Source organism: Bacillus sp. UNC125MFCrub1.1, assembly GCF_000701305.1.
In the GTDB taxonomy this organism is placed as follows: Bacteria; Bacillota; Bacilli; order Bacillales; family Bacillaceae; genus Bacillus; species Bacillus altitudinis.
The window spans coordinates 1-22,552 of sequence record NZ_JNIG01000014.1 but is presented as its reverse complement, the minus strand read 5'-3'; the positions used below and the strand labels follow the sequence as shown (position 1 = coordinate 22,552).

Below are 22,552 nucleotides of genomic sequence, written 5' to 3'. Positions count from 1 at the left end.
CAAGTATGAGATATGGGGGATGTATAAATGAATCAATATTATAATCAACCTCAAGGCACGAAGTTGTCATCAGAAGCCGAGCATCATGTCACAATGCGCAACAGAAAGCATTTAGATATTACCGGGGTCAAACAGGTCGAGAGCTTTGATAATGAAGAATTTCTGCTTGAGACTGTCATGGGAGTCCTCGCCATTCGCGGAGAAAATCTGCAAATGAAAAACTTAGATGTAGAAAAGGGCGTTGTGTCCATTAAAGGGCGTGTCTTTGACTTAATCTATGTAGATGAGCAGCACGGGGAGAAAGCTAAAGGATTTTTTAGCAAGCTGTTTAAATGACACTGACGGTCCAGTTTTATACGATGCTTTCGATGGCGGCGATGGGCATCTGGCTGGGCGCATCGCTGGATACGTACAAGCTGTTTGTGAACCGGGAAAAAACAGCAAAATGGCTGCTGGTCATTCACGACCTCCTTTTTTGGGTGGTGCAGGGTCTCTTATTCTTTTATGTCCTGCTGCTGACCAATGAGGGAGAATTCAGGCTTTATATTTTTCTAGCTGTTGCTCTAGGTTTCTCGATGTACCAGGCATTGATGAAACAGCTGTATATGAACATCCTCAAGTTTGTGATGAGGTGTATTTATCAGACTGTTCTCTTCCTGAAAAGGCTGATCATGTCGATGGTTTTCCAGCCCATTCGCTGGATCGTCGGTTTGATCATAAGTGCTCTTCTGTTCTTGTTCCACTCGCTCTTACGCCTTGTTCGTTTTGCGTTTCGACTCGTGTGGAAGGTGCTGTATATTGTTTGTTATCCGCTTATTTGGTTACTCAATGTGACCATTATTCATCGAATTCCCGAAAAATGGCGAACATCAATGAGGTTGTTTTTCTCAAAAGGAGCAGGAATTTTACAAGGGATCAAGAAATTATCTCGTACCATGAAAACGAAATGGAAACAATTCTGGACAAAGTAAGAGAGGAGGCCTTCATCCTTGAACGAGAGAAAAAGAAATATCGCACAAATTCAAAATGATTATCAAAAACAAATGGAACAGCAAGCGCAGCGCCTAAAACGCAAACGCCGGGGACTCCTTAGAAGGCTTACCGTGTTTGGAGTCATTGTGCTCATGTTTGCTGTTTTGGTAACAAGTGCCCTCTGGTCGCAATCGTCTGCATTGAAAGAAAAAGAAGAGAAGAAGGTTGCGCTTGAAAAAGAATTGAAGCAATTACAAACAAAGCAGGAAGATATTTCTGATGAAATCAAAAAGCTGAAAAGCAAAGAATACGTACTCGAACTGGCACGACGGGACTATTATATGTCTAAAAAAGGCGAAAAAATCTTTGATGTGGGCAATAAGAGCGATTAGCCTTGTTGACACTTAAAATTCAGTTTATGTATAATTGAACAAATGAGATTTTTTTATAAGTCTAAGGAGGAGCACTTTTTTTATGTCGATTGAAGTTGGCAGCAAGTTACAAGGGAAAGTTACGGGCATTACAAATTTTGGAGCTTTTGTGGAGTTGCCAGGCGGTTCAACTGGTCTCGTTCATATCAGTGAGGTAGCCGATAACTATGTAAAAGATATTAATGAGCATTTAAAAGTCGGTGAACAAGTTGAAGTGAAAGTGATTAACGTTGAAAAAGACGGTAAAATCGGCTTGTCCATTAAAAAAGCAAAAGATCGTCCTCAACAACAACAATCAAGACCGAGCAGAAATGATTTCCGTCCGAAGGAATCGTTTGAGCAAAAAATGAACAAATTCTTAAAAGATAGCGAAGATCGCTTAACATCTTTAAAACGTAACACGGAATCAAAACGTGGGGGGCGCGGAGCAAGAAGAGGTTAACTTGTTGCTGCTTTCTATATATTTTTCACAACAAAGCATCTGCTGTTTAGCGGGTGCTTTTTTTAATACAAATTCAACGCTTTTTGTGATTTCGCCATTTAATTTAAAACTTTCTATTGACGGACAAGCGAATCCTTTGTATTATAGTTCTTGTGCTTCTTAGCGCATTTTACATTATGGCGGTGTAGCTCAGCTGGCTAGAGCGTACGGTTCATACCCGTGAGGTCGGGGGTTCGATCCCCTCCGCCGCTATCCTTTTAAAAAGAACGATAAGCAAGGCCCGTTGGTCAAGCGGTTAAGACACCGCCCTTTCACGGCGGTAACACGGGTTCGAATCCCGTACGGGTCATCTTCAAAACAGCTTTCTATAGGAAAGCTGTTTTTTTGTGCTTTCGTAAAATTCTGATGAAAGACATCGACTTTCAAGAAAGTATGCCTTTTTGGCAAATAAAGCGTCGAACGTTTTATGGAAACGACAACTTCTTTTGACAAAATTTCTTTTTCACCTTCGCTATAATGACAAGCAACGAATATCAGGTGGGGGATGAAAAGATGGAAAAACTAGAAAGAAGAACTGATTTAACGGGAGCCGGGTTTGAAAGAATCAGTGCAGGGTTAAAAAAGATGAAAAACCTGTTTCTTCATCATACGCATTCTCTTTTTTTCTATAAAGGGTTTATTTATGTTGTTCTGGGCTTTTTATTGGGACGAGCCTTTATCTTATCTGAAATTATGCCGTTTGCATTGCCTTTCTTTGGGTCCATGCTGCTCATTAAAAGGGATAAAGCGATGCTTGCTTGTCTTGCTTTACTCGCTGGGGCGATGACGATATCACCTCAAAATGCATTATTCGTGTTTGCGTCATTGATCGTGTTCCTTCTCATGTCAAAGGTCGTTTCATTCATCATCAAAGACCCGGTGAAAACATTACCGGTTGTAATTGTGCTCTCAATGCTGATAACCAGGGGAGCTTTTGTATACCTCGAGCAGGGTGCGGTTCAAAGCTATGACTATGTGATGGCAGGGGTTGAAGCTGGACTTGCCTTCATTTTGACACTGATTTTTCTTCAAAGTTTGCCGATTTTTACAGTCAGGAAAATCAAACACTCCTTAAAGGTTGAAGAAATTATTTGCTTTATGATATTAATCGCTTCAGTTTTAACAGGTCTGGCTGGGATCACATTTCAAGGAATGCAGGCAGAGCATATTTTGTCACGATATGTAGTGCTGAGCTTTGCCTTTATTGGAGGAGCGAGTATTGGTTGTACAGTGGGTGTTGTAACTGGATTAATTCTTGGTCTCGCCAACATCGGCAACCTTTATCAGATGAGTCTGCTTGCCTTTTCGGGCTTATTAGGCGGATTACTAAAAGAGGGGAAAAAAGCAGGAGCCGCCATCGGCTTGATTGTGGGTTCTTTACTAATCTCCCTCTACGGTGAAGGGTCAGCAGGGCTAATGACCACGCTATATGAATCACTCATCGCAGTTGCACTGTTTTTGCTCACGCCACAGTCAGTAACGTCCAAGGTGGCAAAATATATTCCTGGTACGGTAGAGCATGTACAGGAACAGCAGCAATATGCCAGAAAAGTACGAGACGTGACAGCAAAAAAGGTAGATCAATTCTCTAATGTATTTCATGCGCTGTCTGAGAGTTTTGCGACATTTTACGAATCCATTCCTGAGGAGAAGAAGCAGGAAGAGGATGTAGATCTTTTTTTAAGTACGATCACAGAACGTTCCTGTCAAACGTGCTATAAGAAAAATAAATGCTGGGTGCAGAACTTTGATACAACCTATGAACTCATGAAACAAGTTATGCATGAATCTGATGAAAAAACGTACGAGCATAACCGGAAGTTGAAAAAGAAATTCAGTCAGCACTGCTCAAAATCAAAGCATGTAGAAGAATTGATTGAAGAGGAGATAGCTTACTATAAAGCAAATCAGACCTTAAAGAAAAAGGTCCAAGACAGCAGGCGCCTTGTGGCCGAACAACTTATGGGTGTCTCACAAGTCATGGAGGATTTTTCCCGGGAAATAAAACGAGAAAGAGAGCAGCATTTTATTCAGGAAGAGCAGATGATAGAAGCACTTCAGAACTTTGGAATTGAAATTCAGCAAGTTGAAATTTATAGCTTAGAACAGGGAAATGTTGATATAGAGATGAGAATTCCCTATTGCCAAGGTCATGGGGAATGCGAAAAAATCATCGCTCCAATGCTCTCGGATATTTTAGAAGAACAAGTTTTAGTCAAAGCAGAGCAGTGTGCGGAGCATCCAACAGGTTATTGTCATGTTGTATTCGGTTCTGCAAAATCGTATCGAGTGTCTACAGGTGTAGCACATGCAGCGAAAGGCGGAGGATTAGTATCTGGAGACAGCTACAGCATGATGGAGCTGGGTGCAGGTAAATATGCCGCAGCTATTAGTGATGGGATGGGAAATGGAGCAAGAGCCCATTTTGAAAGCAATGAAACGATCAAGCTGTTAGAAAAAATCTTGGCGTCTGGTATTGATGAAAAAGTAGCGATTAAAACGATTAATAGCATTTTATCTTTACGGACAACAGATGAAGTCTATTCCACATTAGACTTATCCATTATTGATTTACAGGATGCGAGCTGTAAGTTCCTCAAGATTGGCTCCACCCCAAGTTTTATTAAACGTGGTGATCAAGTGATGAAGGTACAGGCCAGCAACTTGCCTATTGGCATTATTGATGAATTTGAAGTAGAAGTGGTGAGTGAACAGATGAAGGCAGGAGATCTCCTTATCATGATGAGCGACGGGATCTTTGAAGGACCAAAGCATATCGAAAATCATGATTTGTGGGTCAAACGAAAAATGAAGAGCTTTAAAACAGAAGATCCGCAAGAGATTGCTGATTTATTAATGGAGGAGGTCATTCGCACAAGAGCAGGTCAAATCGATGACGATATGACGGTTGTCGTCATTAGGCTCGACCACAATACACCAAAATGGGCATCCATTCCGACAGGTACATTCTACCTTCAGAAACAAGAGATTTCTTGAAATATCGTATAATATGAATTTCTTCTGGCGATGATGGGGATATAAGCATTCAGTTACAATCCCAGGAGGAATGAAGATGCGAAAAGGTCACGTAAACCAAATCTTACTGATTACAGATGGCTGCTCAAATCATGGGGAAGACCCACTTGCGATTGCCGCATTGGCAAAGGAGCAAGGGATCACAGTCAATGTCATTGGCATTATGGAAGAGAACAGACACGATCATGAAGCGATGAAAGAAGTAGAGGGGATTGCTCTAGCAGGCGGAGGCATTCATCAGGTTGTCTACGTTCAGCAATTGTCTCAAACCGTACAAATGGTGACAAAAAAGGCGATGACGCAAACGTTACAAGGTGTTGTGAATAAAGAATTGCAGCAAATTCTTGGCAAAGATACTGAAATTGAAGAACTTCCCCCAGATAAGCGTGGAGAAGTGATGGAGGTTGTGGACGAGCTCGGTGAGACGGTTCATCTTCAAGTGCTTGTGCTTGTGGATACGAGTGCAAGTATGAAACCGAAGCTGCCAACGGTAAAAGAAGCACTCATCGATCTCTCTATTAGTCTAAATTCGAGAATTGGTGAAAATCAGTTTGGGATGTGTGTATTTCCCGGGAAAAACTCAGATGCAGAAATTGTGTTGAACTGGACGCCTCGGTTCGATTCGTTATCATCGATTTTCCCGAAGCTGACAACAGGAGGAATTACACCGACTGGACCAGCAATTCGAGAAGCACTCCAGCATTTCAAATCAGTTCGTTCACGAAAAGGGCTGCTTGAAGCGAAGGAAGAACATGATGAATTCGGCTTCTAACATCCCATTAGGTACAATGATAAAAGGAAAGTGGCATCATCAACATTACCGCATTGTAAAAGAGCTGGGAAAAGGGGCGAACGGTGTGGTTTATCTGGCCGAATCGTCAAAGGGGCAAGTGGCCCTTAAAGTGAGTGATGACAGTATGCTCATTGCATCTGAAGTCAATGTATTAAAATCCTTTTCAAAGGCTCCTGTGAAAACCATGGGGCCTTCTTTTTATGATATGGATGATGCTCTTTATCCTGGTATGTCAGAGAAACGGTCGTTTTATGTCATGGAGTATGTCAGAGGACCATTGCTACTTGAATTTGTCAAACAAAAAGGCGATGAATGGATCGTCGTTCTCATGATTCAACTGTTGTCTAACCTTGCTCACTTACATAAGGAAGGCTGGATATTCGGTGACTTGAAGCCTGATAATCTCATCGTTTCAGGCCCCCCAGCTACGATTCGATGTATTGATGTTGGAGGAACAACGAAGGCGGGAAGGGCGATTAAGGAATACACCGAGTTTTTTGACCGCGGCTACTGGGGCTTCGGTACAAGAAAAGCAGAACCTTCTTATGATCTATTTGCCTTAAGTATGGTCATGGTGAACTGTGCCTATAAAAAAGAATTTAAAAAAGGGGCAGAACCAGAAAAGCAGCTTTATCGAGCGATTGAAGGACATCCTTTATTAAAGCGATATGAGAGGGTGTTAAAAGCGGCTCTCCAAGGCAAATATCAATCAGCGGCAGACATGAAAAGCGCGATGTTGAAAGAAGGACAATTGCTTGCTTCAAGAAAATCACGACAAAAGAAGCCATCACAGCAAAATAGGCAAAAGTCAGCTGTTCCTCAACATCAACAGACCGTACCTTCACGATCAAGAGCTGCTGCTGCGAAAAGAACATCAGTACGCAAAAAATCAGGCGGTCTTTTTGAAACCATTCTCATCTTATGCAGTGTGCTCGCTCTTTACTGTGCCTATGTGGTTTTATTCCTATTATAGAGCTGTAAAAAAGCAGGCTTCTTCTTTGCTTGGAGCTAATGAAAGTGATAGGATATGTATATCTTTAAATTACCTGCTCTTTGTGAGGAGGAAGTTGTGAATAGAATTGAATCTTTTTTGAAAAAACATGATGTTTTCCTTGAAAATACGACAGTCATTGTCGGGGTTTCTGGCGGACCAGATTCTATGCTCTTGCTGCATGAACTAAACAAACGTCGAAAATGTTCCTTTCAGCTGATTGCAGCCCATGTAGATCACATGTTCAGAGGAGAAGAATCCTTTGCTGATTTGGCATTTGTTGAAGCGTACTGTAAAGAGCATGAGATCCTTTTTGAATCGGCTCGTATACAGGTCACCCAATATGCAAAAGAAAACCGCTTAAACAAACAGGCAGCTGCAAGAGAGTGCAGATATGCTTTCTTTCGTCAATTGATGGAACAGTACAACGCTCAATTTATAGCGCTTGCACATCATGGAGACGATCAAGTAGAAACAATGGTGATGAGGCTGACAAGAGGGACTGTTGGAATAGGACTCGCAGGTATGCAAGCAAAGCGCCCTTTTCAAGAAGGGTGGCTGATTCGTCCGCTGATTGGATATTCTAAGGATGATGTACTCACTTCTTGCGAAAAAGAACAAGTTCCTTATGTCATTGATCAAAGCAATCACACCGATGACTACTTGAGAAACCGGATCAGAAGACACGTTCTTCCCGTGTTAAAAGAAGAGGCACCTCATGTGCATGAAAGCTTTCAGTTTGTAAGTGACATGCTGACTGAGGATGAGCAGTACTTGCAGGCATTAACAAAGGATCAAATGCATCAAGTCATTACGAATCAAACGCCTAAGCAAATTGAGATCAAAACGAAGCCTTTGCTTGACCTGCCTTTGCCTTTACAAAGAAGAGGCATTCAACTAATATTAAACTATCTTTATGAAAACACTCAATCAGCGTTTTCAAACCAGCATATTCTAGGGACTTTGGACTGGTTATCTCATACTGATCAACCGTCTGGATCATTAGATTTGCCAAAAGGTTTACAAGCTGTCAAATCTTATGATCACTGTATGTTTACCTTTGAACGATCGCTTGTCATAGATCAGTCATATACTCATCATTTAAAAGGTGAGCTTGGCGAGGAACTTTTTCTCCCGAATGGACAGTCTATCTTGGTATCAAATCATGTTCCGAAGGATGCACGGAACGGAAACCATTTTTTCTTGCTTCAAAAAGATCATGTTCGTCTTCCTTTGATCATTCGCTCACGAAAAAACGGTGATCGAATCAAACTTAAAGGGATGAATGGATCAAAAAAGGTGAAAGATATATTTATTGATAAAAAAGTGCCTCTTGCAGAAAGAGACAGCTGGCCGATCGTCACTGACTCGGATCATCAAATCATCTGGATCCCAGGTCTGAAAAAATCCATTTTTGAAGAAATTGATATGACAAACAGCGATCTCATTGTATTACAATATAGACAGCACGAAAATTTGTAGGGGGCAAGCAAAAGCATGAAACAAGATATTGAAAAGATTTTGATCTCAGAAGAAGAGATCCAGCTAAAAGTGAAGGAACTGGGTGCAACATTAACCAGCGATTATGATGGTAAATTTCCCCTGGCTATTGGTGTTTTGAAAGGGGCTCTTCCATTCATGGCAGACCTGATCAAACACATTGATACATATTTAGAGCTTGATTTTATGGATGTATCTAGCTACGGAAAGTCTACCGTATCTTCTGGAGAAGTGAAGATCATCAAAGATCTAGATACTTCTGTTGAAGGAAGAGATATTCTAATTATGGAAGATATCATCGACAGTGGGTTAACTTTGAGTTATCTGGTAGAGCTTTTCCGATACCGTAAAGCAAACTCCATTAAAATTGTGACATTGCTTGATAAACCAAGCGGCCGCAAAGCAGACATCAAAGCAGATTATGTTGGGTTTGAAGTACCAGATGCATTTGTTGTTGGCTATGGATTGGATTTTGCCGAACGTTACCGAAACCTCCCGTATATTGGAGTGTTAAAACCATCTGTTTACGAAGGCTAATGAGCACACGTTTACATGAGGTTATTGGTTGTGTTGGAATGATTTTCTATGATACTATTGAACATAGTTGTGCTTACTGTGGGAGGAGGTAAGGAATGAATCGGGTTTTTCGTAATACGATTTTTTATATACTTATTTTATTACTTGTGATAGGGGTTGTCAGTTGGTTAGGATCCCCTAATCAAAAGCCTGAGAACATGTCTTACAGCAAATTTTCGCAAAATTTAAGTGCGGGAAAAGTGGAGAGTATCTCCATCCAGCCTGTAAGAGGGGTTTATGAAATTCGTGGTCAATTAGATGGCGCGAAGAAAGATGAATACTTCATTACCCACGTTCCAGACGGTCAAGGAGTTGACCAAATTTACAGTGCACTGAAGAATACAGATGTAAAAGTAGAACCAGCACCTGAAACAAATGGATGGCTGCAAGTTCTGACAACCATCATTCCATTCATCATCATCTTTATCCTGTTCTTCTTCTTATTGAACCAAGCTCAAGGCGGTGGAAGCCGTGTCATGAACTTTGGTAAGAGTAAGGCGAAGCTTTACACAGAAGAGAAGAAACGTGTGAAATTTAAAGATGTTGCCGGTGCGGATGAAGAAAAACAAGAGCTCGTAGAAGTGGTTGAATTCTTAAAAGATCCACGTAAATTTGCGGAGCTTGGCGCAAGAATCCCTAAAGGGGTTTTACTAGTAGGACCTCCAGGTACAGGTAAAACATTGCTTGCGAGAGCATCTGCAGGAGAAGCAGGCGTTCCTTTCTTCAGCATCAGTGGTTCTGACTTCGTCGAGATGTTCGTCGGTGTCGGTGCATCACGTGTACGTGATTTGTTTGAAAATGCGAAAAAGAATGCACCTTGCTTAATCTTTATTGATGAGATTGATGCAGTGGGTCGTCAGCGTGGAGCAGGTCTTGGTGGTGGTCATGATGAGCGTGAACAAACGCTTAACCAGCTTCTTGTTGAAATGGATGGTTTTAGTGCCAACGAAGGGATTATTATCATTGCTGCAACTAACCGTGCAGATATCCTAGATCCTGCATTGCTGCGTCCGGGACGTTTTGACCGTCAAATTACGGTTGACCGCCCAGATGTCATTGGCCGTGAAGAAGTACTGAAGGTTCATGCGAAAAACAAACCGCTTGATGATACAGTCAACTTGAAAGCCATTGCAAGCAGAACACCAGGGTTCTCTGGGGCAGATCTTGAGAACTTACTAAACGAAGCAGCACTTGTTGCTGCCCGTCAAAACAAAAAGAAAATTGATATGCGTGATATCGACGAAGCAACTGACCGTGTCATTGCTGGACCGGCTAAGAAAAGCCGTGTCATTTCTAAGAAAGAACGCAATATCGTGGCGTACCACGAAGCAGGTCATACCGTCATTGGACTTGTCCTTGACGAAGCTGACATGGTGCATAAAGTAACGATCGTTCCTCGTGGTCAGGCAGGCGGATATGCGGTCATGCTTCCAAGAGAAGACCGTTATTTCCAAACGAAGCCAGAGCTTCTTGATAAAATCGTCGGCTTGCTCGGCGGTCGTGTTGCAGAGGAAATTACGTTTGGTGAAGTAAGTACAGGCGCTCACAACGACTTCCAGCGTGCAACAGGCATTGCAAGAAGAATGGTCACAGAGTTCGGTATGTCTGATAAACTTGGTCCTCTACAATTCGGTCAAGCACAAGGAGGTCAAGTATTCCTTGGCCGTGATTTCAACAACGAGCCGAATTATAGTGAAGCGATCGCTTATGAAATTGACCAAGAAGTTCAGCGCTTCATCAAAGAAAGCTACGAACGTGCGAAACAAATTCTCACTGAGAATAAAGATAAGCTAGAAATCATCGCACAAGCTCTTCTAGAAGTGGAAACATTAGATGCTGAACAAATTAAATCTCTTTACGATACTGGAAAGCTTCCAGAGCGTGTATACGCAGATGACGAAGAGAAAAACGATGATGTGAAAGTGAACATCAAGAAAAAAGAAGAAGACGAGGAGATTTAATCTCCTTCTATAAAAAGCTGTCGGGCTCACCGGCAGCTTTTTTTATTTCGATTCATGAATGGATCGGTTTCGAATTGTTTACAAATGGAACTCAATTCGTGTATGGTATGATAGAAAGTCGAAAAATGCTCTTTTTGAGACACTATTCAAAGTGGTGATGAAGTTGTTACTCGTGATAGATGTAGGAAACACAAATACCGTTTTAGGTGTTTATCATAATGGCGATTTGAACTACCATTGGCGGATTGAAACAAGCCGTCATAAAACAGAAGATGAATTTGGTATGGCAATCCGATCCTTATTTGACTATGTAGGGCTGATGTTTGACCAGATAGAAGGAATTATCATTTCTTCTGTTGTCCCGCCAATGATGTTTGCTCTGGAAAGAATGTGCGAAAAGTATTTTCACATTACTCCTCAAATCGTTGGGCCTGGCATGAAGACTGGATTAAACATTATGTGTGACAATCCAAAGGAAGTCGGCGCTGATCGAATTGTGAACGCAGTGGCGGCCATTCACCTGTATGGGGCCCCTCTCATTGTGGTAGACTTTGGAACAGCCACAACCTACTGCTATATCAATGAACAAAAACAATACATGGGTGGCGCAATTGCACCGGGTATTACCATCTCAACAGAGGCTTTATATACAAGAGCGGCAAAACTGCCGAGAATTGAAATTGTCCGTCCAGATCACATTGTTGGAAAAAATACCATCAGTGCGATGCAATCCGGCATCCTTTATGGATATGTTGGTCAAGTCGAGGGAATAGTGAAACGGATGAAGCAGCAAGCCAAACAAACACCGAAAGTCATTGCAACAGGCGGTTTGTCTACATTGATTGGAAATGAATCAGACTGTATTGATATTGTCGATCCGTTCCTCACATTAAAAGGACTCCAATTAATTTATGAACGTAATCGTGTCGGTGTATTATAGGAGGGTTTAATCAAAATGGATTATTTAGTTAAAGCGTTAGCATATGACGGGAAAGTCCGTGCGTATGCTGCGAACACAACAGATACAATCAACGAAGCGCAGAGAAGACACCATACGTGGCCAACTGCTTCAGCTGCAATCGGCAGAACCATGACAGCGACTGTCATGATGGGAGCCATGCTGAAAGGCGAGAATAAATTAACTGTCAAAATTGAAGGCGGTGGGCCGATCGGAGCCATCATTGCGGATGGAAACGCAAAAGGTCAGGTGCGCGGATATGTCTCAAACCCACAAGTTCACTTTGATTTAAATGAACATGGGAAGCTGGACGTTAGACGTGCTGTTGGAACATCTGGAACGTTAAGTGTTGTCAAAGATATCGGACTGAAAGATCACTTTACAGGGCAAACGGAAATTGTCTCAGGTGAAATTGGAGATGACTTTACTTATTACCTGGTCTCCTCTGAACAAGTGCCATCCTCTGTAGGTGTGGGTGTTCTTGTCAATCCAGACAACTCGATCCTTGCAGCAGGCGGTTTCATCATTCAATTGCTGCCTGGAACAGAAGATGCAGTCATCGAAAGACTCGAAAAGAGATTATCAACCATTGAACCGATCTCTAAACTGATTGAAAAAGGGATGACTCCTGAAGAAATTTTAGAAGAAGTGCTCGGTGAAAAACCTCAAATCTTAGAAACTGTACCTGTCGAATTTTCTTGTAACTGCTCAAAAGAACGGTTTGCCAACGGTATTATCAGCCTAGGGGAAGCCGAAATTGAGGATATGATTGAACAAGACGGACAAGCAGAAGCTCAATGCCATTTTTGTAACGAAACGTATGTATTTACAAAAGAAGAGCTAGAAGAGCTACGTGAAGAAATAACCCGCTAAGCTCTAAGCAGCGGGTTTTCTTTTTAGAATGGAAAGGAGACGAAAGATGAGACTGAAAGCAAGAGTGGTATGGACATTTATCCTCGTTCTGCTCATGATTAATGCCGTTGTCATTGCATATGTATTAACAAAGTCACAAATGTCGCAGGCTTCTTCAAATGGGAAGAGCGGTGAAGAAATTGCTTCTATTGGGAAAGAGAAAGTCACACGTCAAGAATGGTTAAAGAAAATGGAAGACCGCTACGGAAAGGCAACACTTGAACAAATGATTAATCAGAAGGTAGTCAATCAGCTTGCGAAAGAAAACAAGCTGGAGGTATCTTCAAAAGAGATCAATCGTGAGCTGCTGATGCTGAAAGCGGTATCTAATAATTTCTACGAAGACGGTCATACAAGTGAAAAGGAATGGAAAGAGCAGATTCGTTATCAAATTTTATTAGAACAGCTTCTAACGAGAGATGCGGTCGTTTCTGAAAAAGAAGCCAAATCCTTTTATGAAAAAAACAAAGACTTGTATCAATATGATGACTCATACCGAATTCGCCACATTGTTGTGAAAACAAAAGACGAGGCACAAAGTGTATTAAAAGATTTAAAGGGCGGATCTAGTTTCGAAGCTGTAGCAGCTGAACGATCCACCGATCGATATACCTCTCCTTACGGCGGAGATCTTGGATTTGTCACAGAAGAGCAAGAAAGCATTCCAGCCCTATACATACAAGAAGCCCAAAAGCTTAAGCCAGATGAATGGACGAAAGAGCCGATCGAGATCAAAAACGGTTATGCCATCATACAATTAAAAGAAAAATTAAATGGCCGCTCCTTCTCTTATGAAGAAGTCAAAGATCAGATCAAAAGGCAGATCGCCATGGAAGATCTGGGTGAAAAGGCGAATGTCAAAACCCTGTGGAAAGAAGCAAAAGTCACATGGTTTTACGATGGAGAGCAGGACTAAAAGCATTGACAAAATTTTTCGAAATTGATAATTTAATATTAATACAATAAAATTACTCGGAGATAGAGGTGTTAGTGATGGCTCGTATTGCAAATTCAGTTTTTGAACTAATAGGAAATACACCAGTCGTTAAATTAAACCGTTTAGTAGATGAAGACAGTGCGGATGTCTACTTGAAACTTGAATATATGAACCCAGGCAGCAGTGTAAAAGATCGTATTGCGTTAGCGATGATCGAAGATGCTGAAGCAAAAGGTACATTAAAAGCTGGTGACACACTCATTGAGCCAACAAGCGGAAACACAGGAATCGGTCTTGCGATGGTCGCGGCTGCAAAAGGAATCAATGCGATTTTAGTTATGCCGGATACAATGAGTCAGGAGCGCCGCAACCTTTTACGGGCTTACGGTGCAGAACTTGTATTAACACCGGGTGCAGAAGGAATGAAAGGTGCCATCAAAAAAGCAGAAGAATTAGCAGAAGAGCACGGATACTTCATGCCTCAGCAGTTCAGCAATGAAGCCAATGCTGAGATTCACCGCCGCACAACAGGGAAAGAGATTCTTGAACAATTCGACGGCGACCTTGATGCATTTATTGCAGGAGTTGGTACTGGCGGTACGATTACAGGTGCTGGTGAAGTCCTGAAAGAAGCCATCCCATCTATTCAGCTCTATGCGGTAGAACCAACAGATTCTCCTGTACTATCAGGCGGGAAACCAGGTCCGCATAAAATTCAAGGCATCGGAGCAGGGTTTGTTCCATCTATCTTGAACACAGAAGTATATGACGGCATTATCCAAGTGAAAAACGAAGATGCATTTGAACTTGCAAGAAAGGCAGCGAAAGAAGAAGGAATCCTTGGTGGTATATCTTCAGGAGCAGCCATTTATGCAGCGCTTCAAACAGCGAAGAAGCTTGGTAAAGGGAAAAAGGTTCTAGCGATTATTCCAAGTAACGGTGAACGTTACCTTAGTACGCCGCTTTATCAATTTGATTAAACAATACACCCCAGCATTTGCTGGGGTTTTTTCATGAATTCTGAAGATGGAAAGCAAATACTATTTTCTAATTAAAATGGATTGCATTACAATAAGATTAATGAAAATAAAAAAGGATGATTACATGACACAACGTAGGCCGATGGGCATCAAAATTCCTTTTACGAAAGATGCATTCTTGAAACGATACGAACAATTAACGGCTCATGAATCACATCACGTCCTTCTTGAAAGTGCACGTGGCGGAGAATACAGTATTGCCGGCATTCATCCAATCGCTAAAGCGAAAGGGAAGGACGGGATGACCACCATCCATTATCAGGGTGAGGTGTTGTTCAAAGAGGGAGATCCTTTCAGGGCATTTGCTGATTGGTTTCAAACCCTACAAACCGAAACGAACGATGAATATCCTGACTTCCAAGGTGGAGCGATTGGATTTTTAAGCTATGATTACGCAAGATATATCGAGCATTTTAAAATGCTGTCCATCGATGATTTGAAGACGCCTGATTTGTATTTCCTCGTATTCAATGATGTCGCTGTCTTTGATCATAAAGAAGACGTCCTCTGGCTGATGACTCATACAGAAGGAGACGAACCTGTCAGTGAAGTTCATCAAAGACTCGAAGAATTAAAGCAAAGCTGGACAAGCACATCAGAAGAATCAGCACATTCACCTGTCAACGTGTCTTCTTCGGAATGTGTACCTGCTGCACCTTTTACTGAAGAAGCTTTCGGGGAAGCTGTAGAAACGATTAAACAATATATCGCGAACGGTGATGTGTTCCAAGTGAACCTATCCATTAGACAAGATGAACAGCTTCATACCCACCCATATCATTTATACAAAACATTACGTCACGTGAATCCATCTCCATATATGTCATATCTGCACACGCCAGATTTCCAAATTGTCTGTGGATCTCCAGAACTGCTTATTAAGAAAAAAGGCATTCAGCTCGAAACAAGACCGATCGCTGGCACAAGATCAAGAGGCAAGGATGATGCGGAAGATCAAGCGCTAGCAAAAGAACTCATTGAAGATGAAAAAGAACGCGCAGAACATGTGATGCTCGTTGATCTTGAGCGGAATGATCTTGGACGAGTGTCTACTTATGGCTCAGTCAAGGTGAACGAATTTATGGCCATTGAGAAATATTCACACGTGATGCACATTGTATCAAATGTCCAAGGGGAGCTGCGTGATGATTGTGATGCAGTAGATGTCATGAGAGCTGTATTCCCAGGTGGAACGATTACAGGTGCGCCAAAAGTGAGAACAATGGAAATCATAGAAGAACTTGAGCCGACAAGGCGTGGGCTTTATACTGGATCTATAGGCTGGTTTGGATTCAATCAAGATATGCACTTTAATATCGTCATTCGTACGGCTTATTGTACAGGGGGCAGAGCCTTCATGCAGTCAGGTGCAGGCATTGTCATCGATTCTGTACCAAAGCACGAATACAAAGAATCGATTAAAAAAGCCTATGCAGTGAAAAAAGCATTACAGTTGAGCAAAGAAGAGACTATTTTGAGTTAGAGGTGAGCAGAGTATGATATTAATGATTGATAATTACGATTCATTTACGTACAACTTGGTCCAGTATTTAGGTGAGCTTGGGGAAGAACTGATTGTAAAACGAAACGATCAAGTCACTATTCAAGAAATCGAAGAGCTCAAGCCAGACTTTCTGATGATTTCTCCAGGACCTTGCAGTCCGGATGAAGCAGGAATTAGTATGGAAGCGATCAAACATTTTGCTGGGAAGATTCCGATCTTCGGTGTCTGTTTAGGTCATCAATCCATTGCACAAGTATTTGGTGGAGATGTCATTCGTGCGGAGCGGTTAATGCATGGGAAAACATCAGAGATTGAACATGACGGCAAAGGTGTCTTCACGGGACTACAAAATCCGCTCGTCGCAACGAGATATCATTCATTAATTGTTAAAGACGAGACGCTGCCGGAGTGCTTTGTCAGAACAGCGAGCACAAAGGAAGGCGAACTCATGGCCATTCGCCATAAAGAACTTCCGATTGAAAGTGTTCAATTCCATCCAGAATCGATTATGACGTCCTTTGGTAAAGAAATGCTCAGAAATTTCATTGAAACCTATCGTAAAAAGGGGAATGAAGTAAACGCATGATCATTTACCTGAACGGTCAGTATATAGAGGAGAAAGACGCGACTCTTTCTCCTTTTGATCATGGTTTTCTATATGGCATCGGTGTATTCGAAACATTTACCTCTCTAGCAGGACAAGTCTTCTTGTTAGACTGGCATCTTGAAAGGCTCAATCAATCATTGCGTGACCTTTGCATCGAATCCACAATAGAGAAACCATTTGTACTCGACATCATTCATACATTATTCAATCAAAACCAAATAACGGGCGGTCATGCGAGGATCCGCTTCAATGTTTCTGCGGGCAGAGGCAATGGATTTTCTGCAGACCCTTATGAGGAGCCTGTTGTTTTTGTGATGATCTCCCCATTCCGGCCCGAATCAATAGTAGATGAAAAACAGGGAATCATTCTTGATACAAGAAGAAACACACCGGAAGGTCCAAGACGGCTCAAGTCGCATCATTACATGAACAACCTGCTGGCGAAAAGAGAAGTAGGGAACGATCCGACTGTAGAAGGGATCTTTTTAACAAAAGAAGACGATGTGGCAGAAGGAATTACGTCAAATCTATTTTGGCGAAAAAAAGATGTGATCTATACACCTTCACTTGATACCGGCATTTTAAACGGGGTTACCCGTCGATATTGTATCGAAACGCTGCAAGCTTCGGGGATCCCACTAATAGAAGGAAGATATCCACTCTCACACTTGCTCTCAGCTGATGAGGCGTGGATGACCAATTCGGTTCAGGGAATTGTGCCTTTTAAAAATATCGGAGACAACGTCCTGCAAAACCACAACCGAACGATTTCGACCAAGCTGAGAACAGAATATACAAAAGCACGTCTAGAACATAAAGAGTAGGTGGACACAATGACACAACAATTGATAAAACAGCCTAAAATCATACAAGCCAAGCACCATACCCTTAGTTATGAAGAAAAGACATTGGTCATGGGCATTTTAAATGTCACACCGGACTCTTTTTCAGATGGAGGAAAATTCAATCAAATGGATAAAGCGCTGGCTCATGCAGCGCAGCTCATAGAAGATGGGGCGCATATTATTGATATTGGCGGTGAATCGACTCGGCCGGGAGCGGCACTTGTCTCAGAGCAAGAGGAGCTTTCAAGGGTCATTCCTGTCATTGAGAAGATCACAAAAGAATTAGACATACCTATTTCTATTGATACGTATAAAGCCCATGTCGCAGATGAGGCAGTGAAAGCAGGAGCCTCAATCATTAATGATGTATGGGGCGCGAAAGCTGATCCTCAAATGGCGCATGTGGCAGCGAAGCACAACGTGCCAATCATCTTAATGCACAATCGACCAGAGCGGAATTACACCCATCTGATTTCAGATATGATTGCAGATCTGAAAGAAAGTGTTCAAATTGTGAAACAAGCGGGTGTCCGTGATGACATGATCATCTTAGACCCTGGTGTAGGATTTGCGAAAAATAAAACTGACAACCTCATGGTCATGAATGAACTTGAACATTTTTGCCACCTAGGGTATCCGCTGCTGCTAGCAACATCCCGCAAACGATTCATCGGTGCAGTTTTAGACCTGCCGCCTGAAGAACGTACTGAAGGAACGGGTGCGACGGTCTGTCTTGGGATTCAAAAGGGCAGCGCAATGGTCCGAGTGCATGATGTAAAAGAAATCGCAAGAATGGCAAAAATGATGGATGCCATGCTGAATAAAGGAGGCGCTTATCATCGATAAAGTATATGTAAACGGAATGGAATTTTACGGCTATCACGGTGTATTTGCAGAAGAGAATAAACTAGGCCAGCGCTTTCGTGTGGACTTAACAGCTTCACTTGATTTAAGTAAGGCAGGACAAACGGATGACCTAAATGAGACCATCAACTATGCTGAGCTCTACAACATCTGCAAAAATATTGTAGAAGGGGATCCGGTGAACCTCGTTGAAACGCTGACAGAAAGAATTGCAAACCAAGTGTTAAAGGACTTTCCGACAGTTCAAGAATGTACAGTAAAAGTAATCAAACCAGATCCGCCAATTCCAGGACACTATCAGTCCGTTGCCATTGAAATGACGAGATCACGCGCATGAACAATACAGCATATATCGCTTTAGGCTCAAACATAGGAAAAAAGGAAACCTACTTAAAAGAAGCTGTCAAAAAACTTCACGAACATCCAGGTGTTCAAGTTGAATCCATTTCATCTATATATGAGACAACACCTGTAGGCTACGAGAATCAGGATGACTTCTTGAACATGGCTGTGAAGATTTCCACCTCGCTTCGTCCTGAAGAACTTCTATCACTGACTCAGAACATTGAGCAGGAGTTAGGCAGAACAAGAGAAGTCAGGTGGGGTCCACGGACAGCTGACCTTGACATTTTACTTTATAATCGTGAAAATATTGAAACAGAACAACTTGTAGTGCCGCATCCTAGAATGTACGAACGTTTATTCGTTCTTGTTCCGATGAGTGAGATTTGCCCAGAAATCGGCGAAGCCCAGATAAACGCCGTAACAGACCAAGAAGGTGTAAGCATATGGAAAAAGACATGTGGGGTAGAAGAATTCGTGCATACCGAAAGCTAAAAGGGTATACTCAGGAAGGGTTCGCCAAAAGACTGGGCATCTCTGTCTCTGTCTTAGGGGAAATTGAGCGAGGCAATCGATTACCAACAAACCAAATGGTTGGTCAAATAGCAGATGCTTTAAATATAACGGTGGAAGAACTTTCACCAATTCTTGAAGAAGAAAGGAGGGGACATGATGTTTAAAATCGGAGATATCGAAATTAAAAACAAAGTAGTGCTCGCACCAATGGCTGGTGTGTGTAACTCTGCTTTCAGACTCACTGTGAAAGAGTTTGGAGCGGGCTTAGTCTGCGCTGAAATGGTCAGTGACAAAGCGATCTTGATTAATAATGCCAGAACAATGGGCATGCTGTACATTGATGAACGTGAAAAACCGTTGAGCCTTCAGATATTTGGAGGAGAAAAGGACACGCTCGTGGAAGCGGCCAAGTTTGTAGACCAGAATACAACGGCGGACATTATTGATATCAACATGGGCTGTCCTGTGCCGAAGATTACGAAATGTGATGCAGGAGCGAAATGGCTACTTGATCCAAACAAAATTTATGAAATGGTCTCTGCTGTTGTAGATGCTGTAGATAAACCTGTTACGGTGAAAATGAGAATGGGCTGGGACGAAGACCATATCTTCGCTATCGACAATGCCCGTGCTGTTGAACGAGCAGGTGGACAAGCGGTTGCGCTTCACGGACGGACACGTGTGCAGATGTACGAAGGAACAGCGAATTGGGATATTATAAAAGAGGTCAAACAATCTGTTTCCATTCCAGTCATCGGCAATGGAGATGTCAAAACCCCTCAGGATGCAAAACGTATGCTTGATGAAACGGGTGCAGATGCTGTCATGATCGGAAGAGCCGCACTAGGAAACCCGTGGATGATTTACCGGACGGTTCATTATTTAGAAACGGGTGAACTAAAAGAAGAGCCTAATGTGCGCGAGAAAATGTCTGTGTGCAAACTTCACTTAGACAGACTCATAGACCTGAAAGGCGAGCATGTGGCTGTCAGAGAAATGAGAAAACATGCAGCATGGTACTTAAAAGGTGTCCGAGGCAATGCAGATGTAAGAAACCAAATCAATCAAAGTGAAACGAGAGCGGAGCTTGTAAAAGTTCTAGATGACTTTACGATCGAAGCCGAGGCAAAAGAGCTTCAAAGAATAAAAGTAGGATAAGACTATCTTTCTTTTTGTAGCTCACTGCTAGTGCACGTACTGGCAGTTTTTCTGCTTTTCTCTGCAAAATACATTATTGGAGTGATATAAATGAGTAATGAAGGGCTTAATAACGAAGAATTAAATGATCAATTCCAAGTAAGACGTGACAAAATGAATAAAATGAGAGAAGAGGGTATCGATCCATTCGGTGAACGATATGACCGTTCTCATCAATCTGCACAAATTATTGCTGAATATGACGAGTTTTCAAAAGAAGACTTAGAAGAAAAAGCAGCTCAAGTAACAATTGCTGGCCGTATGATGACAAAACGCGGAAAAGGGAAAGCTGGCTTTGCACACATTCAAGACTTAGAAGGACAAATTCAAATCTATGTACGTAAAGATAGTGTAGGAGAAGAAGCTTACGAATTATTCAAAAGCTCGGACCTAGGCGATATTATCGGTGTGACGGGAACCGTATTTAAAACGAATGTAGGAGAACTTTCAATTAAAGCGACTAGCTTTGAGGTTCTGACAAAAGCACTTCGCCCGCTCCCTGATAAATATCACGGACTAAAAGATGTAGAACAACGCTATCGTCAGCGTTACCTTGATTTGATTGTCAATCCAGAAAGTAAGCAGACGTTCATCATGCGAAGCAAAATCATTCAATCAATGAGAAGATACTTAGATTCAAAAGGATACCTAGAAGTTGAAACACCAACAATGCATAGCATCCCTGGTGGTGCATCAGCTCGTCCTTTCATTACTCATCACAATGCACTTGATATGCCGCTTTATATGCGTATTGCGATCGAGCTGCATTTAAAACGTCTAATTGTCGGTGGTCTAGAGAAAGTATACGAGATTGGTCGCGTATTCCGTAATGAAGGAGTCTCAACTCGTCATAACCCGGAATTTACTATGATTGAGCTGTATGAAGCATATGCAGACTATAAAGACATCATGAACCTAACGGAAAACTTGATTGCTCATATTGCCCAAGAGGTACTAGGAACAACAACGATTCAATATGGAGAAGATGAAATTGATCTAAAACCTGAATGGAAGAGACTCCATATGGTTGAAGCAGTCAAAGAAGCGACAGGTGTAGACTTCTGGCAAGAGATGTCTGTTGAAGAAGCAAAACAGCATGCGGCTGATCATGGTGTTGAAATCACGAAAAATATGACAGTAGGTCATATTATCAATGAGTTCTTCGAGCAAAAAGTAGAAGAAACATTGGTTCAGCCTACATTCATTTACGGACACCCAGTGGAGATTTCTCCATTAGCTAAGAAAAATCCTGAAGACCCGCGCTTTACTGATCGCTTTGAGCTGTTTATCGTACGCCGCGAGCATGCAAATGCATTCACAGAGCTAAACGATCCGATCGATCAAAGAGAACGCTTTGAAGCTCAATTAAAAGAACGTGAAGAAGGAAACGACGAAGCACATCTAATGGATGACGATTTTGTTGAAGCGTTAGAATACGGTATGCCTCCAACAGGTGGTCTAGGAATCGGAATCGACCGATTAATCATGCTTTTAACAAATTCTCCATCAATCAGAGATGTACTGCTTTTCCCACAAATGAGAAACCGCTAATACATCAACCAAAGCGCCATTTTATTTATGGCGCTTTCTATTTTTCATAAAATGAAACTTTTTTTAAAAAAACTATTGCAAGGAAAGAATCCAGATGGTATATTATTATTCGTTGCCGCAAAACAGCAACGAGGTTGAAAAAAGAAAATGAAAAAAGTTCTTGACTTCAACCGAAGCGAAATGTTAAGATATTAAAGTCGCTTACGAGCGATAAAGAAAATGATCTTTGAAAACTAAACAAGACAAAACGTACCTGTTAATTCGAGTTTTTATAAAAAAATCCTATGATACATCATAGGTAGTCAGTCAAACGCTGACGAAAAACAAAACTTCGGTTTTGTACTTTTTCGGAGAGTTTGATCCTGGCTCAGGACGAACGCTGGCGGCGTGCCTAATACATGCAAGTCGAGCGGACAGAAGGGAGCTTGCTCCCGGATGTTAGCGGCGGACGGGTGAGTAACACGTGGGTAACCTGCCTGTAAGACTGGGATAACTCCGGGAAACCGGAGCTAATACCGGATAGTTCCTTGAACCGCAT

Annotated in this window: 22 protein-coding genes, 2 tRNA genes, 1 rRNA gene and 1 pseudogene; all 26 read left to right on the top strand. The window is 41.9% G+C overall.

What is annotated here, in order from left to right; genetic code table 11:
* Positions 1–27 precede the first annotated feature (27 nt).
* Positions 28–336 (top strand): sporulation protein YabP, encoded by a 309-nt coding sequence (yabP, locus tag N521_RS12235; RefSeq protein WP_007496190.1) that lies wholly within the window; start codon positions 28–30, stop codon positions 334–336.
* Positions 333–971, top strand: coding sequence for a spore cortex biosynthesis protein YabQ (gene yabQ / locus N521_RS12230; protein ID WP_007496188.1), 639 nt, complete (start codon positions 333–335; stop codon positions 969–971). The genes yabP and yabQ overlap by 4 nt, the downstream gene beginning before the upstream one ends.
* An 18-nt stretch (positions 972–989) precedes the next feature.
* Complete coding sequence (locus N521_RS12225; RefSeq protein ID WP_007496186.1) at positions 990–1,364, top strand: FtsB family cell division protein; 375 nt, start codon at positions 990–992, stop codon at positions 1,362–1,364.
* Positions 1,365–1,446: 82 nt separating this feature from the next.
* The gene (locus N521_RS12220) at positions 1,447–1,845 is read left to right on the top strand and encodes a S1 domain-containing RNA-binding protein (protein ID WP_003217901.1); all 399 of its coding nucleotides are present in this window, start codon (positions 1,447–1,449) and stop codon (positions 1,843–1,845) included.
* Positions 1,846–2,023: 178 nt separating this feature from the next.
* Positions 2,024–2,097 (top strand) — tRNA-Met (locus tag N521_RS12215).
* A 25-nt stretch (positions 2,098–2,122) separates the two neighbouring features.
* A tRNA-Glu gene (locus tag N521_RS12210) sits at positions 2,123–2,194 on the top strand.
* A gap of 203 nt (positions 2,195–2,397) precedes the next feature.
* On the top strand, positions 2,398–4,881 hold the full coding sequence (gene spoIIE / locus N521_RS12205; protein ID WP_035391551.1) for a stage II sporulation protein E: 2,484 nt from the start codon (positions 2,398–2,400) through the stop codon (positions 4,879–4,881).
* Positions 4,882–4,957: 76 nt separating this feature from the next.
* Positions 4,958–5,692: a vWA domain-containing protein gene (locus N521_RS12200; protein WP_008341829.1), complete on the top strand. Its 735-nt coding sequence runs from the start codon at positions 4,958–4,960 to the stop codon at positions 5,690–5,692.
* Complete coding sequence (locus tag N521_RS12195; RefSeq protein WP_017359313.1) at positions 5,676–6,686, top strand: protein kinase domain-containing protein; 1,011 nt, start codon at positions 5,676–5,678, stop codon at positions 6,684–6,686. Before N521_RS12200 ends, N521_RS12195 begins: the two co-directional genes overlap by 17 nt.
* Positions 6,687–6,782: 96 nt before the next feature.
* Positions 6,783–8,205 (top strand): annotated as a pseudogene (tilS, locus tag N521_RS12190) (tRNA lysidine(34) synthetase TilS).
* The gene (gene hpt, locus N521_RS12185) at positions 8,202–8,741 is read left to right on the top strand and encodes a hypoxanthine phosphoribosyltransferase (protein ID WP_007496175.1); all 540 of its coding nucleotides are present in this window, start codon (positions 8,202–8,204) and stop codon (positions 8,739–8,741) included. The pseudogene tilS and the gene hpt overlap by 4 nt, the downstream one beginning before the upstream one ends.
* A 95-nt stretch (positions 8,742–8,836) precedes the next feature.
* The gene (gene ftsH / locus N521_RS12180; RefSeq protein ID WP_007496173.1) at positions 8,837–10,741 is read left to right on the top strand and encodes an ATP-dependent zinc metalloprotease FtsH; all 1,905 of its coding nucleotides are present in this window, start codon (positions 8,837–8,839) and stop codon (positions 10,739–10,741) included.
* A gap of 163 nt (positions 10,742–10,904) precedes the next feature.
* Entirely contained in the window at positions 10,905–11,681 is a 777-nt protein-coding gene (locus tag N521_RS12175) for a type III pantothenate kinase (protein ID WP_008341820.1), read from the top strand.
* A 15-nt stretch (positions 11,682–11,696) separates the two neighbouring features.
* Positions 11,697–12,572 carry an Hsp33 family molecular chaperone HslO gene (gene hslO, locus N521_RS12170; protein ID WP_035391548.1) on the top strand — a complete coding sequence of 292 codons (876 nt, stop codon included), beginning with the start codon at positions 11,697–11,699 and terminating at the stop codon, positions 12,570–12,572.
* 46 nt (positions 12,573–12,618) lie between these two features.
* Positions 12,619–13,527, top strand: coding sequence for a peptidyl-prolyl cis-trans isomerase (locus N521_RS12165; RefSeq protein ID WP_035391546.1), 909 nt, complete (start codon positions 12,619–12,621; stop codon positions 13,525–13,527).
* Between the two features lie 77 nt (positions 13,528–13,604).
* On the top strand, positions 13,605–14,528 hold the full coding sequence (gene cysK, locus N521_RS12160; protein WP_008341814.1) for a cysteine synthase A: 924 nt from the start codon (positions 13,605–13,607) through the stop codon (positions 14,526–14,528).
* Positions 14,529–14,652: 124 nt separating this feature from the next.
* Complete coding sequence (locus N521_RS12155; protein WP_035391544.1) at positions 14,653–16,071, top strand: anthranilate synthase component I family protein; 1,419 nt, start codon at positions 14,653–14,655, stop codon at positions 16,069–16,071.
* 13 nt (positions 16,072–16,084) lie between these two features.
* Complete coding sequence (pabA, locus tag N521_RS12150) at positions 16,085–16,678, top strand: aminodeoxychorismate/anthranilate synthase component II (protein WP_008341810.1); 594 nt, start codon at positions 16,085–16,087, stop codon at positions 16,676–16,678.
* Positions 16,675–17,523 carry an aminodeoxychorismate lyase gene (gene pabC / locus N521_RS12145; RefSeq protein WP_017359308.1) on the top strand — a complete coding sequence of 283 codons (849 nt, stop codon included), beginning with the start codon at positions 16,675–16,677 and terminating at the stop codon, positions 17,521–17,523. Before pabA ends, pabC begins: the two co-directional genes overlap by 4 nt.
* 9 nt (positions 17,524–17,532) lie before the next feature.
* Entirely contained in the window at positions 17,533–18,390 is an 858-nt protein-coding gene (folP, locus tag N521_RS12140) for a dihydropteroate synthase (RefSeq protein ID WP_035391541.1), read from the top strand.
* Complete coding sequence (gene folB, locus N521_RS12135) at positions 18,383–18,745, top strand: dihydroneopterin aldolase (protein ID WP_024719372.1); 363 nt, start codon at positions 18,383–18,385, stop codon at positions 18,743–18,745. The genes folP and folB overlap by 8 nt, the downstream gene beginning before the upstream one ends.
* The gene (gene folK, locus N521_RS12130; protein ID WP_007496156.1) at positions 18,742–19,245 is read left to right on the top strand and encodes a 2-amino-4-hydroxy-6-hydroxymethyldihydropteridine diphosphokinase; all 504 of its coding nucleotides are present in this window, start codon (positions 18,742–18,744) and stop codon (positions 19,243–19,245) included. Before folB ends, folK begins: the two co-directional genes overlap by 4 nt.
* A complete protein-coding gene (locus tag N521_RS12125) occupies positions 19,197–19,430 on the top strand; it encodes a helix-turn-helix domain-containing protein (RefSeq protein WP_008341798.1) in 234 nt (77 codons plus the stop codon). The genes folK and N521_RS12125 overlap by 49 nt, the downstream gene beginning before the upstream one ends.
* On the top strand, positions 19,423–20,424 hold the full coding sequence (gene dusB / locus N521_RS12120) for a tRNA dihydrouridine synthase DusB (protein ID WP_035391540.1): 1,002 nt from the start codon (positions 19,423–19,425) through the stop codon (positions 20,422–20,424). Before N521_RS12125 ends, dusB begins: the two co-directional genes overlap by 8 nt.
* Positions 20,425–20,514: 90 nt before the next feature.
* Positions 20,515–22,014, top strand: coding sequence for a lysine--tRNA ligase (lysS, locus tag N521_RS12115; protein ID WP_025206611.1), 1,500 nt, complete (start codon positions 20,515–20,517; stop codon positions 22,012–22,014).
* 344 nt (positions 22,015–22,358) lie between these two features.
* Positions 22,359–22,552: ribosomal RNA gene (locus N521_RS12110) — 16S ribosomal RNA — on the top strand; the annotation flags it as partial.

Coding starts and splice junctions, on each gene's coding strand:
- yabP (WP_007496190.1), top strand. CDS start 28: ATGAATCAATATTATAATCAACCTCAAGGCACGAAGTTGTCATCAGAA.
- yabQ (WP_007496188.1), top strand. CDS start 333: ATGACACTGACGGTCCAGTTTTATACGATGCTTTCGATGGCGGCGATG.
- N521_RS12220 (WP_003217901.1), top strand. CDS start 1,447: ATGTCGATTGAAGTTGGCAGCAAGTTACAAGGGAAAGTTACGGGCATT.
- spoIIE (WP_035391551.1), top strand. CDS start 2,398: ATGGAAAAACTAGAAAGAAGAACTGATTTAACGGGAGCCGGGTTTGAA.
- N521_RS12200 (WP_008341829.1), top strand. CDS start 4,958: ATGCGAAAAGGTCACGTAAACCAAATCTTACTGATTACAGATGGCTGC.
- N521_RS12195 (WP_017359313.1), top strand. CDS start 5,676: ATGAATTCGGCTTCTAACATCCCATTAGGTACAATGATAAAAGGAAAG.
- hpt (WP_007496175.1), top strand. CDS start 8,202: ATGAAACAAGATATTGAAAAGATTTTGATCTCAGAAGAAGAGATCCAG.
- ftsH (WP_007496173.1), top strand. CDS start 8,837: ATGAATCGGGTTTTTCGTAATACGATTTTTTATATACTTATTTTATTA.
- hslO (WP_035391548.1), top strand. CDS start 11,697: ATGGATTATTTAGTTAAAGCGTTAGCATATGACGGGAAAGTCCGTGCG.
- N521_RS12165 (WP_035391546.1), top strand. CDS start 12,619: ATGAGACTGAAAGCAAGAGTGGTATGGACATTTATCCTCGTTCTGCTC.
- cysK (WP_008341814.1), top strand. CDS start 13,605: ATGGCTCGTATTGCAAATTCAGTTTTTGAACTAATAGGAAATACACCA.
- N521_RS12155 (WP_035391544.1), top strand. CDS start 14,653: ATGACACAACGTAGGCCGATGGGCATCAAAATTCCTTTTACGAAAGAT.
- pabA (WP_008341810.1), top strand. CDS start 16,085: ATGATATTAATGATTGATAATTACGATTCATTTACGTACAACTTGGTC.
- pabC (WP_017359308.1), top strand. CDS start 16,675: ATGATCATTTACCTGAACGGTCAGTATATAGAGGAGAAAGACGCGACT.
- folP (WP_035391541.1), top strand. CDS start 17,533: ATGACACAACAATTGATAAAACAGCCTAAAATCATACAAGCCAAGCAC.
- folK (WP_007496156.1), top strand. CDS start 18,742: ATGAACAATACAGCATATATCGCTTTAGGCTCAAACATAGGAAAAAAG.
- N521_RS12125 (WP_008341798.1), top strand. CDS start 19,197: ATGGAAAAAGACATGTGGGGTAGAAGAATTCGTGCATACCGAAAGCTA.
- dusB (WP_035391540.1), top strand. CDS start 19,423: ATGTTTAAAATCGGAGATATCGAAATTAAAAACAAAGTAGTGCTCGCA.
- lysS (WP_025206611.1), top strand. CDS start 20,515: ATGAGTAATGAAGGGCTTAATAACGAAGAATTAAATGATCAATTCCAA.